Below are 2,237 nucleotides of genomic sequence, written 5' to 3'. Positions count from 1 at the left end.
CTGCCTACTTTTGAGACAGCCCCCTTTTAGTGATAAATTCTTTTTTAAGTTAAGTTTAGCTCTGGCATCATTTCTTTCAAATCCTCATTGTTGGTTTCTCCTAGTCCTCTTAAATAGTTTAGGGTAACCATCATATTTGAATGTTGTAGCAATTGTTGAACTATATGTAAATCCTTAGTCTTTCTATAGACATTAACAACTGCTGTATGTCTAAATGAATACAAGGTTTGATTTTGCTGAATAATACCGAGTTTAGTCATCTGAAGTTTGGCTCTAGACCATTGGGTTTTAAAATAATCATCGTTAAATGAATCTCCAGAGGTAAGGGTAAAAATGTTTGTGTCCAAATCCTCAATACCATATAAATGGTTCTTCAATTCCTCACTTAAATAGCTTGGAATATGAACAGTTCTGATTTTTCCGCTTTTATTTTCTGCTCCAGATAATTGTATTTGAGTAAAATCGCTATTAATATGTTTAAGCTTTAATTGCCTAACTTCCTGATGTGGTCTTAATAAACAACCATATGTTATTAAAGCGCATAAATAGAGATTATAGTTGTTTTTCTTAAGGAAACCAAGTATAATATTTAATTCTTCTTCTGAATAGACTTCATGTAGTTTTGCCTTAATTTTTTGTTTAGAGGTTTTTGTAATAGGGTTTTTCCCTAGATAATCTTTTCTGACCAGTTCTGAGAAAAATATAGAAAGGGAACGTCTTTTATTCATATAATTTCTGCCAGAAGTTTTAAATTGATTTAAGAATTTTTCTATAACTTCTAGAGGTAAATCCTTAATGTCCCTTATCAATAAGGCTTCGGGGATAAATGCTAAGAATTGTTCGCATACTTTCTTTAAATCCCTCTTGTAAAACTTGCTGTAGGGGGAATTTAGCTTCTCAACTAGTATATTTTGAAAAGTTTCCTTAACAAACTTTATTTGTACCACTTCTTTGTCGATTTCCAAGGGAGTCCATCCCTGTAATAGGGCGTTATGGAATTCTTGTTGCAGCTTGTTTAATAATTTATTTCTTTCCTTTATTGTTTTTGCATGGTTAGGGAATATTGGTAGGTTTAACTTATTTCCATTGTATATTTTATAGCGTTTTCTGTCATAGTAAAAAAATATACAAGACCTAGAATTTATATCATTGTTGGTTGAGATTTGTGGGGGTGTAAACATAAACACTTATGATTATGTGTAAACAGTACCAGTGTTGGGCAGGAGGACAGAACCAGACAAGACAGCAAAAGTGGTTCATCTGAGGATCAAAATCCAAATTGTTATAGGAAAGGTTTGATTTGAGAGGGTATGGAGTCTATTTGAGAGGGTTATGAATCCTGCGCTCTAACCATCTGAGCTACCCCGCCGATTTTTCGAGATGCAAATATAGGATTAAATCCAATAAACAAGAAAAATTTTTGAAATGCTTAGCTTGGTTGATTTAACTCGTTATTTTAGTGTTATTTAACTAGCGTTCGGTATTGCTGTATTGTTATAGATAAGAGCGTAAAAACTAATAAAAATAAGCCGTAACGCATTATCCGATATGTTGTGAAAATGTTTATCGCTTGTTTTTAGTGAACGAGGCGTGCTTTTGAAGAGATAGCGAGGCTTCTACCTCAAAGAACGCAACAAAGATGCAGCCCAAAAGAAGCATAAACAAATTATTAACACAGAATCTCAGGTTATTAGATAAATTTTAACCAAGCCCTCAAATATCGCATCGTTGTTAGTGCAATAAACTTTGCTAAGAGTATCCTTACCCAGCGACGTAGCACCGACGGTGGACCGACGATAGACCGACGGTAAACCAGCATTACTAAAACGTCAAAATGCGACAAAACCGACAGATAAGGCAAAATAAGTACAAATGCGACAAAATCCGTTTTTTTTACACCCCACTTTAACACCAGCTCAATCTCATTAAGTTAAGAAAATTTAACACGTTGGCATCCCCGCCAACGCTTAACTTAATGACATTGAGTGCAAGTCTTGCGTATTCGGCTTAGAGAAGACTTGTGTTTAAAACTCGCTTAATTAAATGTAAATACCCGTTTGCATTATTGATTTAGTTAGTTCTCCTCCCCCTTGCCCCCTCCAAAGGGGGACACATGGCGTATAACTACACGATTTGCATATCCCCCTCTTGGAGGGGGCAGGGGGAGGATTTAAACTTCATATACAAACATTTGTATATCAATTATTTATTATCTTATTGATAATACACTACGCGTT

Annotated in this window: 1 protein-coding gene; it reads right to left on the bottom strand. The window is 34.7% G+C overall.

Annotation, left to right across the window (positions count from 1 at the left end):
• Window positions 1-44: 44 nt before the first annotated feature.
• Window positions 45-1,181, bottom strand: coding sequence for a tyrosine-type recombinase/integrase (locus tag B3I52_RS01470; RefSeq protein WP_293297793.1), 1,137 nt, complete (start codon window positions 1,179-1,181; stop codon window positions 45-47).
• Between the last annotated feature and the right edge of the window lie 1,056 nt (window positions 1,182-2,237).

It is taken from the genome of Pedobacter sp. UBA4863, from assembly GCF_002399615.1.
In the GTDB taxonomy this organism is placed as follows: domain Bacteria; phylum Bacteroidota; class Bacteroidia; order Sphingobacteriales; family Sphingobacteriaceae; genus Pedobacter.
This window is presented reverse-complemented; position numbering and strand designations above follow the sequence as displayed.

Bases quoted from the DNA above. Each gene is read 5' to 3' on its own strand.
- B3I52_RS01470 (WP_293297793.1), bottom strand. From the start codon at position 1,181: ATGTTTACACCCCCACAAATCTCAACCAACAATGATATAAATTCTAGG.